The organism is Citroniella saccharovorans (genome assembly GCF_035481615.1).
GTDB lineage: Bacteria > Bacillota > Clostridia > Tissierellales > Peptoniphilaceae > Citroniella > Citroniella saccharovorans.
Genome location: NZ_JAYKOT010000003.1, coordinates 151,167 through 166,842 on the forward strand (window position 1 = coordinate 151,167; position 15,676 = coordinate 166,842).

The 15,676-nt window shown below is 30.3% G+C and carries 15 protein-coding genes and 1 pseudogene; all 16 read left to right on the forward strand.

Features of this window, described 5'->3' with window-relative positions:
- Window positions 1-2 precede the first annotated feature (2 nt).
- The 16 genes and pseudogenes from VLK81_RS03240 (at window position 3) to greA (ending at window position 15,675) form a co-directional block, all read left to right on the forward strand.
- Window positions 3-947 carry a ribose-phosphate diphosphokinase gene (locus tag VLK81_RS03240; RefSeq protein WP_324619170.1) on the forward strand — a complete coding sequence of 315 codons (945 nt, stop codon included), beginning with the start codon at window positions 3-5 and terminating at the stop codon, window positions 945-947.
- Complete coding sequence (gene pth, locus VLK81_RS03245; protein WP_324619172.1) at window positions 947-1,519, forward strand: aminoacyl-tRNA hydrolase; 573 nt, start codon at window positions 947-949, stop codon at window positions 1,517-1,519. Before VLK81_RS03240 ends, pth begins: the two co-directional genes overlap by 1 nt.
- Window positions 1,519-5,028: a transcription-repair coupling factor gene (mfd, locus tag VLK81_RS03250; protein WP_324619174.1), complete on the forward strand. Its 3,510-nt coding sequence runs from the start codon at window positions 1,519-1,521 to the stop codon at window positions 5,026-5,028. Before pth ends, mfd begins: the two co-directional genes overlap by 1 nt.
- Before the next feature lie 50 nt (window positions 5,029-5,078).
- Window positions 5,079-6,164 carry a peptidylprolyl isomerase gene (locus VLK81_RS03255; RefSeq protein WP_324619176.1) on the forward strand — a complete coding sequence of 362 codons (1,086 nt, stop codon included), beginning with the start codon at window positions 5,079-5,081 and terminating at the stop codon, window positions 6,162-6,164.
- 90 nt (window positions 6,165-6,254) lie between these two features.
- The gene (locus VLK81_RS03260) at window positions 6,255-6,554 is read left to right on the forward strand and encodes an HU family DNA-binding protein (protein ID WP_324619178.1); all 300 of its coding nucleotides are present in this window, start codon (window positions 6,255-6,257) and stop codon (window positions 6,552-6,554) included.
- Between the two features lie 96 nt (window positions 6,555-6,650).
- Window positions 6,651-6,890: a S4 domain-containing protein gene (locus VLK81_RS03265; RefSeq protein ID WP_324619180.1), complete on the forward strand. Its 240-nt coding sequence runs from the start codon at window positions 6,651-6,653 to the stop codon at window positions 6,888-6,890.
- Window positions 6,891-6,976: 86 nt separating this feature from the next.
- On the forward strand, window positions 6,977-7,348 hold the full coding sequence (locus VLK81_RS03270) for a septum formation initiator family protein (protein WP_324619182.1): 372 nt from the start codon (window positions 6,977-6,979) through the stop codon (window positions 7,346-7,348).
- A gap of 115 nt (window positions 7,349-7,463) precedes the next feature.
- Window positions 7,464-7,892, forward strand: a complete 429-nt coding sequence (locus tag VLK81_RS03275) for a S1 RNA-binding domain-containing protein (protein WP_324619183.1) — start codon at window positions 7,464-7,466, stop codon at window positions 7,890-7,892.
- A gap of 105 nt (window positions 7,893-7,997) precedes the next feature.
- Entirely contained in the window at window positions 7,998-9,380 is a 1,383-nt protein-coding gene (gene tilS, locus VLK81_RS03280) for a tRNA lysidine(34) synthetase TilS (RefSeq protein WP_324619184.1), read from the forward strand.
- 146 nt (window positions 9,381-9,526) lie between these two features.
- Entirely contained in the window at window positions 9,527-10,084 is a 558-nt protein-coding gene (gene hpt / locus VLK81_RS03285) for a hypoxanthine phosphoribosyltransferase (RefSeq protein WP_324619186.1), read from the forward strand.
- Window positions 10,085-10,166: 82 nt separating this feature from the next.
- Window positions 10,167-12,129: pseudogene (gene ftsH, locus VLK81_RS03295) on the forward strand (ATP-dependent zinc metalloprotease FtsH).
- 82 nt (window positions 12,130-12,211) lie between these two features.
- On the forward strand, window positions 12,212-12,709 hold the full coding sequence (locus VLK81_RS03300) for a DUF5673 domain-containing protein (RefSeq protein ID WP_324619190.1): 498 nt from the start codon (window positions 12,212-12,214) through the stop codon (window positions 12,707-12,709).
- A gap of 57 nt (window positions 12,710-12,766) precedes the next feature.
- Window positions 12,767-13,501, forward strand: a complete 735-nt coding sequence (locus VLK81_RS03305) for an ECF transporter S component (protein ID WP_324619191.1) — start codon at window positions 12,767-12,769, stop codon at window positions 13,499-13,501.
- The gene (locus VLK81_RS03310; protein ID WP_324619193.1) at window positions 13,501-14,274 is read left to right on the forward strand and encodes a type III pantothenate kinase; all 774 of its coding nucleotides are present in this window, start codon (window positions 13,501-13,503) and stop codon (window positions 14,272-14,274) included. Before VLK81_RS03305 ends, VLK81_RS03310 begins: the two co-directional genes overlap by 1 nt.
- Window positions 14,258-15,196 (forward strand): tRNA dihydrouridine synthase, encoded by a 939-nt coding sequence (locus VLK81_RS03315; protein ID WP_324619195.1) that lies wholly within the window; start codon window positions 14,258-14,260, stop codon window positions 15,194-15,196. The genes VLK81_RS03310 and VLK81_RS03315 overlap by 17 nt, the downstream gene beginning before the upstream one ends.
- A 5-nt stretch (window positions 15,197-15,201) precedes the next feature.
- A complete protein-coding gene (gene greA, locus VLK81_RS03320; RefSeq protein ID WP_324619197.1) occupies window positions 15,202-15,675 on the forward strand; it encodes a transcription elongation factor GreA in 474 nt (157 codons plus the stop codon).
- Window position 15,676 lies beyond the last annotated feature (1 nt).

The following is a 15,676-nucleotide window of genomic DNA, read 5'->3' on the forward strand; positions in this document are numbered from 1 at the left end:
TTATGGAAGGAAAGTTAAAGGTTTTTACTGGTTCTAGTAATGTTAAACTTGCTGAAGATATAGTTAAGAATATTGGAATTGAACTAGGAAAGATTAAAATTGAAAAGTTTAAAGATGGAGAAATTTCTGTAGTTATCGATGAAACTGTTAGAGGTTATGATATTTATATTATTCAGCCTACTTCTACTCCTGTTAACGATAACTTAATGGAGCTTCTTATTATGATAGACGCTGCTAAAAGGGCATCAGCAGGCAGAATAAATGCAGTTATTCCATACTATGGATACGCTAGACAAGACCGTAAAACAAGGGGTAGAGAGCCTATATCAGCTAAATTAGTAGCAGACCTTTTAGAAATGGCTGGAGCAGATAGAGTTATTTCTATGGACCTTCACGCTGGACAAATCCAAGGTTATTTCAATATTCCAGTTGACCATCTTTCTGCAGTAAAAACTCTATCTAAATATTTTAAAAATTTAGTTAAAAATCAAGATGATTGGGTTATTGTTTCTCCTGATCTTGGTGGGGTTACAAGAGCTAGAAAGTTTTCTAATTTTTTAAATCTTCCTATAGCTATTATTGAAAAGAGAAGACCAAAGCCAAATGTATCTGAAGTTATGAATATAATTGGAGATATTGATGGTAAAAACTGTATTATTATAGATGATATTATAGACACTGCTGGAACTATTACAAATGCAGCAAATGCTTTAATTGACAGGGGAGCAAAGGAAGTTTATATTACAGCTTCTCATGGAGTTTTATCCGGCCCTGCTATTGAAAGGATAGATTCTTCCGTTGTTAAAAAGTGCGTTATAACTGATACTATTGATATTTCTAATAAAGAAAAATCTGATAAGATTGAGATTGTTTCAGTTGCTCCAATTATTGCAAATGTAATAAAAAATATTAACACTAACGACTCTGTATCTAAATTATTTGATTAATGAAACTTATAGTAGGTCTGGGAAATCCTGGTTCAAATTATGAATATACAAGACACAATGTTGGGTTTAAGGTAATAGATGAACTTGAAAAAAGATATAATTTTAAAGTAAAAAAGATTAAGTTTAAGGGCGTTTATGACAAGGGAAATATTTTAGGGGAAGATGTTATACTCCTAAAACCTTATACTTATATGAATGATTCTGGTATATCTATTAGAGAGGCACTTTCTTATTTTAAGCTAAGTCAAAAGGATCTTATAGTTATATATGATGATTCAGATATTGAGTTTGGAACTATTAGAATTAAAAAGAAGGGGTCTGCTGGAACTCACAATGGAATGAAATCAATACTCTACCATATTCAAAGTGATGAGTTTGATAGGGTAAAATTATCTATTGGTAAAAGAGGACCTTTTATAGATATGAAGGATTTTGTTCTTAGCGGGTTTGATAAATCTGAGATAAAAACTATTGAGGGCGAGATTGATTTGGCAGCAGATGCTGTTGAAGAAATTATAAAAAACGGATCTGATTCTGCTATGAATATTTATAATGGAAAAAGTGTAATATAATGAAACTTGAAGAGATTTTAAAAAAGTCTGAAGAATACAAGAAAATAGTTTCTGATCTAGAGGGAGAGGGCAGAATTTACCTACATGGTATGGTGGGTGAGGCCATCCCTCATTTTGCATTGTCTTTAAATGAAAGTTATGCTGGATCAATTGTTTTATTTACAGAAGATGATTTAAGAGCTAAGGAAGTTTATTCAAGCCTAAAAAAACTAGGACTTAATAATATTTATTATTATCCTACAAGTGAAATTTCATTTTATAATATTAGGGCAATTGAGGATGATAGGGAAATTGAGAGAGTTTGCGTTCAAAATAAGCTTTTAAATAATGAGAAAATAATAATAGTAACGTCTATTAATTCATCTTTTAAAAAAATATCGACTCCAAACTATTTTAAATCTCTTAGAAAAACTTTAAATTTATCTTCTACAGTTGATACTACTAGTCTAAGTCTTGAGCTTATAAAGATGGGATATGAAAGGGTTGAAAAAGTAGAAGCAAGGTCTGAGTTTTCTATAAGAGGAGGTATTATTGATATTTATCCACCTCTTTATGAGGATCCATATAGGATTGAGCTTTTTGGTGATGAGATAGATAGGATAAGCGTATTTGATGTAAATACTCAAAGGTCTTTAGAAAATAAGGACGAAGTCGAGATAATACCAGCAAGAAGTTTTTTATTAAAGGATAGGGATTTTAAGGATATAGGAAAGGGAATCGAAAAAGATTTAAAGTCTTTAGAATTTTCTAAACTTTCTGATGAAAATAATGAAAAGTTAGCTAATAAGTTTGAAATTTTACAGCAAAGTCTTGAAAATATGGATTTTATAAAAAATCTAGATCTTATTAGCCCATACATTAAATCTGATTCTTATGCTTCAATTTTAGACTATCTAAAAGCTGATGACCTTATAATTTTTGAAGATATTACTAGGCTTTATGATAAGGCATACCTCTATGAGAAAAGTTTTTTAGATAACGTCACAAGTAGAATTGAGGAAGGAGAGATTTTTTCATCTTTTGAAAAGGCGATTATATCCTTTAAGGATACTTTAAAAGCTTTCAAAAATTTCAAATATATAAATATTACTTCAATACTAAAAAGAAGTAGAATTTTAGATTTTGATAGTGAGATAAAGATAGTTTCTTCTGAAGTTTTCGCCTTCAACAGAGATTTTAACAGACTAATAGAATATTTAAGAGAAAATATTAGAAACGGTTTAAAAACAGTTCTAATGGAAGAAGGCGAAGAATCTAGAAAGGAATTAAAAAAAGTTTTAGATTCTAATGGACTCTACACAATTTCATTTGATGAGACTAATGATTTAAAGTCATCTGGCATTTATTTAGCTAATAAAAGTTTTTCTAAGGGATTTGAATATAAAAATTTAAATACTATTTTTTTAACTGGTCATGAAATTTATGGAAAAACTCTTAAAATATATAGAAAAAATAAAAAAGCAAAAAAATCTAAGGACTTACTTTCTTTTACAGATCTTAAAGTTGGAGATTATGTAGTTCATGAAATTCATGGAGTCGCTCAATATAAGGGGATTAGTAAAAGAGAGATAAATGGAACGACAAGGGATTTTCTAACTTTAGAATATAGGGGAGAAGATAAACTCTTAGTTCCAACTGACCAGATGGATGTCATTCAAAAGTTTATAGGATCAAAAGGAGAAGCACCAAGACTTACTAGGCTTGGTTCAGGAGAATGGCAGAGGATAAAGCAAAGGGCAAAAAAAGCTATTGATGAGATTGCTGAAGATTTGGTAAAACTTTATGCCAAAAGACTTAAACTTAAGGGCTATAAATTTTCAAAAGACACTCCTTGGCAAAGGGAGTTTGAAGATTCATTTATCTATGAGGAAACATCTAGCCAGTTAAGAGTAATAGATGAGATAAAAAAGGATATGCAAAGCGATAATCCTATGGATAGGCTTCTTTGTGGAGATGTTGGATATGGAAAGACAGAAGTAGCACTAAGAGCTGCATTTAAGGCTATTATGGATGGCAAGCAGGTTGCATTTTTAGTTCCTACAACTATTCTTGCAAACCAGCATTATGAAACAGCTCTTGAAAGAATGAAAGATTTCCCCGTTAAAATAGAAATGCTTTCTAGATTTAGGACAAAAGCTCAGCAAAATGCAATACTAGAAAACACGAGAAAAGGTTATGTGGATCTTTTGATTGGAACGCATAGGATATTATCAAGTGATATAAAATTTAAAGACCTAGGATTACTTATAGTAGATGAAGAGCAGCGTTTTGGAGTAAGGGCGAAAGAAAAGTTAAAAATTTTAAGAGAAAATATTGATGTTTTAATGCTCTCTGCAACTCCAATTCCTAGAACGCTTCAAATGGGACTTGTGGGCATAAGAGATATGTCTCTTTTAGATGAAAGACCGGTAAATAGATTTCCAACAGCAACCTATGTTTTAGAATATGAACCTGGAATAATTAGGGAAGCTATCATTCGAGAAATGGAAAGAGATGGGCAGATTTATTTTGTCTACAACAAGGTATTGGATATTGATAGAGTTTCTCTTGAGTTATCTAATTTAGTTCCTGAAGCAAGAATAGCAATTGGACATGGAAAGATGACACCAAGAGCATTAGAGAAGGTTATGAAAGATTTTAATGACTATAAATATGATATTTTACTTTCAACATCTATTATTGAGACTGGACTAGATATAAAAAATGCAAATACAATGATAATATATGGTGCGAACCGTATGGGCCTATCTCAAATTTACCAGCTTAAAGGTAGAATAGGAAGAAGTGATAGAACTTCTTTTTGTTATGTAACTTACGAAAAAAATATATCTCTTACTGAAATTGCAGAAAAGAGATTAAAGGCAATAAAAGATTTTCAAGATTTAGGTTCTGGCTATAAAATTGCTATGAAGGACTTAGAGCTTAGAGGGGCCGGTAATATGCTTGGAGAAAGTCAGTCGGGTCATATTGATCAAATAGGATATGATCTTTATGTTAAGTTTTTGGAAGAGGCTCTTAAAAAAGTTAAGGGAGAAAAGATTACTAGCCAAAATAGTGATATAACTATTGACCTTAAACTAGATAGCTATATTTCATCATCTTATATAAAGGATTTGGATAGCAAGATAGAAATCTATAAAAGAATATCTGAAGTTGAGACTTACGATGAGCTGCTTGATTTAAATGATGAACTTCTTGATAGATTTGGAGAGATTCCAGTTCCAACTCAAAATGTTATAAAAACAGCTCTTATTAAAAATATAGCAAAAGATTTTTCATTTAAAAGGGTATATAATGATGGTAAGTATATTAATTTCTTTTATGAAGATATGAATGCTTTCTCACTTGAAAAATTTTCTTCCCTAAGGGAAAAATATAGGGAAAATATTGAATTTTCAATGTCTAGCCCATTTTCAATAAAAATATTAATTGTAAGTGGAGCTTTTGAGGATTCACTTAATTTTCTGGAATATTTAAAAAAACTTGAAAAACACTTGAAAAATGCGTAAAATACTATATAATAATAAAGAAGATACGATTTATAGGAAAGGAAGATTATATGAAAAAGATTAAATTTTTAGCTCTATTTTTAGCTTTAGCAATGACTTTTACAGCTTGCGCAAATAAGCCAAAGGGAGCGGTAGCAAAAGTTGGCAAGGAATATGTTACAAACGAGACGTTTAGCTCTAACTATTCCATTTTAAGAAAGATGTACTATGGAACATTTCCAGAGGAAGAATTTGAAAAACCTGGACAAGATGGTATGAGTCAACAAGTGAAACTTGGAAATCAAGTTATAGATATGCTTGTTATGGATGAAATTGTAAAACAAGAACTTAAGAAAAATAATGTTGAAGTTAGTGAAGAAGATATAGATAAACAAATTGAAAATATGAAGACTGCTTCAGGATCTGAAGAAGCTTTCAAAGCTCAACTTGATAATTATGGTATTACAGAAGAAGAATTTAGATCTCTAATTGCTCAAAACGCTAGAACTGAAGCCTTAATGAATAACTTCATTTCTAAAAATGCTCCAAGCGATGCAGAAAGACAAAAATATTTTGACGAAAACAAAGATAAGCTTATAAAATATGATGTGTCTCATATATTAGTTGACACAGAAGAAGAAGCTAAAGAGATTGAAAAGAGTCTTAAAGAAGGAAAAGATTTTGAAGAGTTAGCTAAAGAAAAATCAAAAGATCCTGGATCTGCTGTAAAAGGTGGAGAATTAGGAGAAATTACTATGCAAACTCCTTTTGTTAAAGAGTTTCTAGACAAGGTAAAAGAGATGAAGGTTGAAGAAATATCTGAACCAGTTAAATCTCAATTTGGCTATCATATAATTAGATTAAATAGCATAAGCGGCTCTGTAGAAGAATTAAAAGATGTTATTGATAAAGAACTAGTAAATCCTAAGTACCAAGAATATATAAGTAATCTATATAAAGTAACTCCAGTGGAAAAATATAGTCCAACTGAATATCCAAAGGTAGAAACAAAAGCTGCAGATAATCCAGCTGAACAAACACCACAAGAAGAAGGGCCAAAAGATGATTCTTCTGGAGAAGCTAAAGATACAAATGAAGGCTCACCATCTAAGGATGAGGGTGACACTAAGCCTGTAGATAAACCTAAGGATGAATAAGATATAATAATTAAATATATTAAGCATCTTAAATATGGCAGTTATTAAAAATTTAAATAAATGGCACAAAAAAATAAGGAGGGATTCTGAATGAATAAATCTGAACTACTATCAAAGATTGCTGAAAAAAGTAATCTAACTAAAGTTGAATCAGAAAGAGCATTAAATGCTTTTCTAGAAACTGTAGAAGAAACACTTTCTAAAGGCGAAAAAGTTCAATTAGTAGGATTTGGAACTTTCGAATCTAGAGAAAGAAAAGCTAGAGAAGGAAGAAATCCAAGAAATCCAGAAGAAGTAATCAAGATTCCAGCTTCAGTTGCACCTGTATTTAAGGCTGGTAAATCTTTAAAAGAATCTGTAAACAATGCACATAGCAAAAAGAAGAAATAGTTTTTGTTTTTAGAATCTAACTATAGGTCTAAAATAAATTTATTTTAGTAAAAAAGCAGCTTTTGCTGCTTTTTTTGTATAAAAATGGAGGATATAATGAGAGTAGATATTTTTCTAAAAAATTCTAGGATTATAAAAAGAAGAACAGTTGCAAAGCTTGCTTGTGAAGGAGGAAGAGTTAAAATCAATGAAAAAACTGCCAAGCCAGGAGACGATGTCAAGATAGGAGATATAATATCTGTAGTCTTTGGTGAAAAAGAATATAAGTATAAAGTTAAAAAGATTTTAGAAACCCAGTCAAAATCAAACATGGAAGAGATGGTAGAAGTAATATAAGTTTTTAAAAAATCTCCTTGTATTTTTCGCACAAATATCTTATAATGAAAATAAGCTTAGAAAATATATATAAGGGGGAGGGGAAAATGGAATATAGAAATAAGTTAAGGTCTAGAAAAGAACTTAATAGAGAAATTAGAAAAAGAAACTTAATTACCATAGCTTGCTATATTTCGTTTTTTGCCTTTATAGTTTATTTTTCCATTAGTTTTTTAGGAACATCTTTTAAAATCAAGGACCTAAATACTGAAATTTCAGCTAAGAATGAAAAAAAAGAAAGCTTAATTAAGCAAAAGTTAAAGCTTGAAAAAGAGCTTAAAGAAGTAGATAATGATAAGTGGATTGAAAAAGTTGCTAGAGAAAAGTTAAAAATGGTCTCTAAAGATGATTTAATATATGTTGATGAATCCAAAAATAAAAAAGAAAATAATGAAAAACGACTTTACGAAGATAACTAATTTTTAAAAAAATTAAGCTATCTTCTTATTTTTTAGCTATTTTATCTTGACAATATATATTAAATTAAATATAATCAATTGAGAATATAAATTTTTAGGGAGGAAAAATTCTTTTATGTCCATTGAAGTTGGAGATGTACTTGAAGGAAAAGTAAGTGGGATAACAAAATTCGGAGCTTTTATTGATTTTGAAGGTGGGGCAAGCGCTCTTTTACATATTTCTGAGATTTCAAATGATTATGTGAAAAACGTAGAAGATTATTTAAGTGTTGGAGACTCTTTAAAAGTTAAAGTTTTAAGCACTGATAATGGGAAAATTAGTGTTTCAAAAAGAGCTCTTGAGATTGTAGAGAAAAAGCCAAAAAATTTGCCAGAGGAGTTTGTTTCTAAAAGAGAAACTGAGGAGCTAGATATGTCTTTTGAAGATATGATGTCTAGATTTCTTAAAGATTCTAATGAGAAGATAACTGATATAAACTCTAGAAATGGTAAGAGAAGAGCGGGACAAAAAAATAAAAATAGAAGTTATAATTCAAATTACTAACATACTGCCGGCAGATGCCGGCTTTTATTTTATAAGATAAGCCAAATAATATCCCACCCTATTTTATATTTATGGGTGGGTTATTGTAAAAAGATGGAGGGTTATATGGAATTCTTAGAATTTTCAAGAGCTAATAATTTATTTAGTAAGGGAGACGCGATAATTTTAGCGGTTTCTGGTGGATCAGATAGCCTTTGCATGCTTGGAAAATTTTTGGAAGTAAAAGAAGAATATAATTTAAAGCTTTGCCTAGCCCATGTTAATCACCTTTATAGAAAAGAGGCTTCAAGTGATGCCCAGTATGTAAGAGAATTAGGTGAAAAATATGGTCTTGATTTTTATCTTGAAGAAAAGAGCATGGTTGATGTAGCTAGGAAAGAAGGTCTTTCTATTGAAGAAGCTGGACGCAAAATTAGATATGATTTTTTTTATAGACTTAAAGAAGATTTAGAAAAAAATACTGATAAAAATGTTCTTGTTGCAACAGCACATAATAAGAATGACTTAGTTGAGACCTTTTTCCTTAATTTATTTAGAGGTACAGGTCTAAAGGGACTAACAGGTATTAAAGCTAAAACTGATAGCTTAATAAGGCCAATTTTATTTATGGAAAAAAAAGAAATAGAATCCTATGTAAAAGAGCGGGGCTTTAAGGTTAGAATTGATAAAACTAATTTTCAAAATGACTTTACTAGAAATTCTATAAGAAATGAACTTATTCCATTTATTAAAGAAAAATACCAAGAAAATATAATTGAAAATATTTTTAGAACAGCAGCTTTACTCGGCAGCGACTATGATTTAATAAAACTAAATATGGATGACTTTATTTATGAGTTTGGAGTCTTTAAAGAAAATAAATGTATTTTAGATAGAGATAGTTTTTTATGTAAGCCTAAAGCTTTTAAATTGAATCTTATTAGGAGGATAATTTTTAAGCTTAAGGGGACTTTAGACGGATTTACCAAGGCTCAGTTTGAAGAAATTCTTAACTTTTTAGGGAGTTTAAGCGGTAAGGAAATGAAAATTCTTGGAATTTCATTTAGGATTAGCTTCGATAAAATATTAATTGAAAAAATACTAGAAAAAGATGTGATAAGGGAAATAAACCCAATAATTATATCTACTTTAGAGGATACTAGTATAAATTTTTGCGATTATAAAATTGACATAAAAAGAATCAAGTCTAAAAAGAGGGACAAAACAAAAGCTTATTATTTTTCTAAAGATCTTAATAAGATTATTATAAGATCTAGGAAAGATGGAGATAGACTTTTGTATAGTGAGGGAAAGAGTAAAAAACTAAAGGATATATTTATTGAATCTAAGCTAGATAAAAATCTTAGGGATAAGGAGCCTATTTTTACTGATGAAAATGGGGATATTATTTTGGTTTCAAATATAAGGCGAAGCTCAAGATATTATACTAAAGATGGGGATGAAGAGATGGTTATGATAAATATTAAAAAAGTGAATAAAACTTTTTAGCCTTGACTAAAAAAATAGATTTTCTTTAATCTCAAAATAATAATTTTCTAATTAAACTATGTATTTTTTGGCAAATTGGGTAATTATAAAAAAGGTACTTTTTAATAAAATTTTAAGGATAAATTTATAGACAGGGGTAGTATAATATGAATGATTTACTTAACGACTTAGAAAAAATTCTTTTTACTGAGGATGATCTTAAAAAAAGGGTTAGAGAACTTGGAGAAAGTATTAGTGAGGATTTTAAGGAAGATTCTGCACCCATACTTTTAGTTGGAATTTTGAAAGGTGCTTCTTTTTTCTTAGCAGATCTTGCTAGAGAGATAAATCTTCCAACTGAGATTGATTTTATGTCAGTTTCATCCTATGGTAGAGGTAAAGTTAAGTCAACTGGAGTTGTAAAGATTTTAAAAGATTTAGACGAAGATATTGAGGGTAAAAATGTAATTATTGTTGAAGATTTAATAGATTCTGGTTTAACCCTATCCTATCTTAGAGACATGATGGTTAGACGTGGGGCTAAGAGAGTAAAAATTGCGACACTTCTAAATAAAAAAGCTAAGAGAAAAAAAGAGGTTAATATAGATTATGAGGGATTTGAAGTTCCAGATGATTTTATTGTTGGATATGGAATTGATTATTCAGAAAAATATAGGAATTTAAAAGTTGTTGGATATTTAAAAAAAGAGATATATAGTAAATAAATTATTGATTTATTTGTTAATAAATGCTAAAATAATTATTTAGTAGTACTTAATTTACAAATAATTTTAAGGGGGAAAGATATTGAATAAAAAATTTAGAACTACCCCTGCATATATAATTTTACTTCTTTTATTAGCTTTTTTTATTTCAAGACTAGGAAGAAGTGTTCCACAAGTTGAAGAGGTTTCTTTTTCTACACTTGTGAATTATATTCAGGATGGTAAGGTTGAAAAAAATTTCGCAAAGAGGAGCTGTTATTTCTGCCAGCTTAAAAGATAAAAAAGAAGTTAAAACATTTTTCTCAAAGGATAGTTTCTACACTGACTACATTAAGGAAAAAGTTGACAATAAAGAAATTGAATATATAGAAGAAGAAATTCCACCAAGACCTTGGTATATTGAACTACTTCCTTCTATTATACTCTTAGGTTTAATAATTGGCGCTTGGTATATTTTCATGACTCAAACTCAAGGAGGAAACTCTAAGGTAATGAGCTTTGGAAAAAGTAGGGCTAAACTTCACAAGGATGATGGAGAGCAGATTACTTTTGATGATGTTGCAGGACTTGTGGAAGAAAAAGAAGAGCTTGGTGAAATTGTAGATTTTCTTAAAAATCCAAAGAAATTTACTGAACTTGGAGCTAGAATTCCAAAGGGGGTTTTAATGGTAGGTCCTCCAGGAACTGGTAAAACTTATCTTTCTAAGGCAGTTGCTGGAGAAGCTAAGGTTCCATTTTATTCAATTTCTGGTTCGGATTTCGTTGAAATGTTTGTTGGAGTTGGGGCATCTCGTGTTAGGGATCTTTTCCAAGAAGCTAAGAAAAATTCACCATGTATTATATTTATAGATGAAATTGATGCTGTTGGTCGTAGAAGAGGTGCTGGCCTTGGAGGAGGACACGATGAAAGAGAGCAAACACTTAATCAACTTTTAGTTGAAATGGATGGTTTTAAAACTAATGAGGGAATTATTGTTATGGCTGCAACAAATAGGCCAGACATCTTAGACCCTGCTATTTTAAGACCTGGTAGATTTGATAGAACTGTTAATGTTGGACTTCCAGATGTTAAGGGTAGGGAAGCTATTTTAAAAATTCATACTAGAAATAAACGTTTAGAAGCTGATGTTGATTTGGGAGCGATTGCAAAAACTACTGCAGGATTTACTCCGGCTGATTTGGAAAATCTATGTAATGAAGCTGCTCTTTTAACAGCTAGAAAAAACTTAAAAGCAATTACTAGAGAAATTATAGAAGAGGCGTCTATAAAAGTTGTTGCAGGACCAGAAAAGAAATCAAAAGTAGTTATAGAAAAGGAAAGAGTTCTAACTGCCTACCACGAAGCTGGACACGCTATTGTTTCAAGACTACTTCCAGATACTGACCCTGTTCATATGATTACAATTATTCCAAGAGGAGGGGCTGGAGGTTTTACAGCCTATATTCCTAAAGAAGAATTAAATTATAGCACTAAAAAAGGAATGAAACATAGACTAATTACCCTACTTGGAGGTAGAGCAGCTGAATCTGTTGCACTTGATGATATATCGACAGGTGCATCAAATGATATTGAAAGAGCAACTGAACTTGCAAGAGCAATGGTAACAATTTATGGTATGAGTTCAAGACTTGGTCCTATTAAGTATGGAACAGATGAAAATGATGTTTTCTTAGGTAGAGATATAGGTAGGTCTAGAAACTATTCTGAAGAAGTTGCTTCTGAAATAGACGAGGAAATACGTAAACTTATTGGGGATGCTTATTCAACAGCAACTTCCCTTTTAAATGAAAATATTGATGTATTACATTCTTTGGCAAAAGTATTACTTGAAAAAGAAACTATAAATTCTGACGAATTTGACGCTATTTTCCAAAATAACAAAAATAATAGCGAAGTGGACGAAAGTAAAATACATGAAAAAGTTAAAGAAGTTAGAGAAATGGAAAAAGCTATAGATGAAACTATAGAAACTGCAGCGGGAGATTATGATGAAAAATCCAATGATGCAAGTAACATTTCTAGTGATGAATCTTCTGAAAAGTAGGTTTATAATAAAAAAATATAATAATTTAGAAAATTAAAGCCGAGCTTTTTGGCTTTTTTTTCTATGAAAAGGAGGGAAGATAATGAATACAGATGCTAGTGGAGGTTCACTTGTATTAGGTATATATACAGTTATGGGATTATTTACCATGTATATGCTATTTAATACAATAATGGTTAGAAAAAAACTTAAAAAAGCAATTAAAGTTTTTGATCCTAGATTTAAAATTCTTCAGTCAATACTTATAGCTATGCTTTTATATATGTCATTTTTTACTAAAAGCCTATATTTAAAAATCGTAGTAATATTTATTGCCCTTTTCTTCACTTATATGTCTTTTGAGAGAATAAGAATTACAGAAGATGGAATCTACTATAATGGTAGGCTTGATAAGTGGGAAGATATAGATAGGTGGGAATTTCACCCAAAAGGAAACCTAATGCTAACTATATTGAGGGGAAAAAGTTCAAGAGTTATACCTTTTAAAGTAGAAGACAAATCCGAAGCTGATAAGATCATTAAGGAATATAAATCAGCAAAGAAAAAAGGAAAAAAACAAGTACAAGATTCAAATAAATAAAAATTTATTATTCAAGAATAACCGGCACCCCTTGCGGGCTGGATTAAAGGAGAAAGAATGAAAAAATTAAATACTAAAGAAATTACAGTAGTTGGAATACTACTTGCACTTATGATTGTTCTAGCAGCTACGCCATTAGGTTTTATACCAATAGGACCAATAAATGCTACTACAATTCATATTCCAGTAATTATTGCAGCGGTTTTATATGGTAGAAAGATTTCACTAATTATGGGGCTTTTTTTTGGACTAATATCTTTTGCAAGAGCCTTTTTAAATCCTTCAATTGTAAGTTTTATCCTAATGGATCCACTTGTATCTATTATTCCAAGGATTCTTATGGGATATTTAACTGGTCTTTTATTTGATCTAATTAGAGATAAAAATGATAAGATTATTAAAATAATTGCGGGGATTATTAGTTTACTTCTATCAGTAAATATTATAAGAAGGATTATCACTTCAACAGATACTATAAACACAGTAAGTCTTGTAGTTTTACTATTATTCTTAGTAGCTGGATCTTACTTTATACTAATTAAGTCTGAATCAAGAGCCTATAAAGTTTATTTAACTGCTTCAGTTGGCTCTCTATTAAATACTATATTTTTTCTCACAGCAGTTTATTTTCTTCATGCAGAAGAATATATAAAAGCGATTGGTAAAAGTGGTAGTGCTATAGGAGTTATAATGAACATAGTTTATGTTAATGGTATAATGGAGGCAATTGTTTCAGCAATTATTGTTACTGGAATTTATTTAAGAATTAAAAAAGTTAGGATATTTAAATAATGTTATTAGTTATAGATATAGGAAATACAAATATAGAGGCTGGTCTTTATGATGGGGACCTACTTACAAAGAAATTTAGAATCTCATCAGATACTAGTAGAACAACTGATGAATATAGTATGACATTTGCAACTATTTTCGATATTAACTCTATAAAAAAAGAAGATATAGATGGGGTTATAATTTCATCAGTAGTTCCTAAACTTTCTCACGCAGTTCCAAAGATGTGTGAGAGGTTTTTACACATAGATCCAATAATTGTAGGGGCAGGAACTAAAACAGGCCTTAATATAAAATATTACAATCCAAAAGAAGTTGGAGCAGATAGAATTGTTAGCTCTGTAAGCTGTAAAGAAAATTATGGATATCCTGCAATTATAGTAGATATAGGAACTGCTATTACATTTGACTATTTAGACGAAGAAGGAAGCTATCACGGTGGAGCTATTGCACCTGGTATTCAAATAGCAGCCGATGCACTCTTTTTAAGAACTTCAAAACTCCCTAGAGTTGAATTAGAGGAATCTAAGACAGTTATTGGAAAATCTACTATAGAAGCTATGAAGTCGGGTTTAGTAAATGGATACGTTGGCTTAATAGATGGAATTATTGAAAAAATGTTAGAAGAGCTTGCTAAGGAAAAAAGCCAGGTGAAAATTATTTCAACTGGAGGTTTTTCTAGCCTACTTGCATCAAAAAGTAAATACATTGAACTTTCAGACACAGATCTTATTTTAAAGGGCTTAAAAAGTATCTATGAAAAAAATGTATAAGTTTATAATGGCACCACTTGCCGGAATAACAGATAGGGCATTTAGAGAAATTGTAAAAGAATATGGAGCAGATTTAACTTTCACTGAGATGGTTAATGTAAAAGGCTTATATTATAAGGATGAAAAAACTTTTAGACTTGTAGATATTGGTGAAGATGAAAAAAATGTTGGCATACAAATTTTTGGTAGAGATATAGAAATTATAAAAAAAGTTACCTACGATTATTTAAACACTCTAGCAGTTGATGTAATAGATTTTAACTTTGGATGCCCTGCTCCCAAAATATTTAAAAACAATGAAGGCTCAGCCCTCTTAAAAGAGCCTAAACTTATGGGGGATATTATTAAGGCCATAAAAGAAAATACAGACAAGATGGTTAGCTCAAAGATTAGAATTGGAATAGATAGAGACTTACTAAACTATATGGAAGTTCTAGAAAGTTTAGAAGATGCTGCTCCAGACTTTATAACTGTTCATGCTAGGACTAGAAAAGGCTACTATCATGAGGATGTAAATTATGAAGCAATTAAAAAAATGGTAGAAAAATCTACTATTCCAATTGTTGCTAATGGTGGTATTTTTGATATTGAAACATTAAAAAAACAAGAAGAAACAGGAGCAAAAAGTTTTATGGTAGCTAGGGGGGCTCTTGGAAATCCTTTAATATTTAGGTCATTAAAAGAAGGAAAAAATTTAAGACTATCTTTCGATGAAAGAATGGATTTGATTTTTAAACATTATAGAAAGATGATAGAATATAAGGGCGAAAGATTGGCACTTTTTGAAATGCGTAAACATATTGCTTGGTATTTGAAGGGACTAAAATCGAGCAATAAAATTAAAAATGAGATAAATAATGAAAAATCAATTGAAAGAGTTTTTGAACTCTTAGATAAATATAGAAATAATCAGGAGAATTAGTAGAAGTGGAAAAAGAAGTATTATTAACAAAAGAAGGTTTAAAAAAGTTAGAAGATGAACTTAATGAACTTAAAACAACTAAGAGAAGAGAAGTTGCAGAAAAAATAAAAATTGCAAGAGGCTTTGGAGATCTTTCAGAAAATGCAGAGTATGATGAAGCAAAACTTGAACAAGCGCAAAATGAAGACAGAGTTTTAAAAATAGAAGAAATGCTTAGAAATGCAACTGTAATTGAAGAAGATGATGCAAAAGGAGATATTGTAAAGATAGGTTCAAAGGTTAGACTTTTTGACAAAGAGTTTGATGAAGAAGTTTCCTATACAATTGTTGGATCAACTGAAGCAAATCCAATGAAGGGACTTATATCAAATGTTTCACCAGTAGGTAAGGGCTTAATTGGATCCAAGGTTGGAGAGGAAGTTAGTATTTTAACACCGGGCGGACAAGTAGTTTATAAGGTACTTGAAATTTTAGAATAGG